The 485-nt window shown below is 65.6% G+C and carries 1 protein-coding gene; it reads left to right on the plus strand.

Translation table 11 applies throughout. The features are described from left to right. The coding region (locus tag AC1U89_RS24690; RefSeq protein WP_479902246.1) for an FAD-dependent monooxygenase at positions 1–485 on the plus strand (485 nt) is incomplete at both ends.

Here is a 485-nt window from a genome sequence, read left to right on the forward strand (position 1 = left end):
CAAGTGCGCCATCCAGTCCCATGACGGCGGCAGCATCCTTCTGATCCCGCGCGAGGGCGGGCATCTCTTCCGCATGTACGTCGACCTCGGCGAGGTGGCCGCAGACGACAACGGGGCCGTCCGCAAGACCACCATCGAGCAGATCATCGCCAAGGCCAACGCGATCATCCACCCCTACACGCTGGACGTGCGCAACGTGGCGTGGCACAGCGTGTACGAGGTGGGCCACCGCCTCACCGACCGGTTTGACGACGTCCTCCCGGAGCAACTCGGCACGCGCACGCCACGCGTGTTTATCACCGGCGACGCCTGCCACACGCACAGCGCCAAGGCCGGCCAAGGTATGAACGTATCCATGCAGGACGGCTTCAACATCGGCTGGAAGCTCGGGCACGTGCTCGAGGGCCGCAGCCCGGAAAGCCTGCTCACCACCTACTCGGCCGAGCGGCAGGTCGTTGCCAAGAACCTCATCGACTTCGACAAGG

It is taken from the genome of Caulobacter sp. 05T431, from assembly GCF_056665975.1.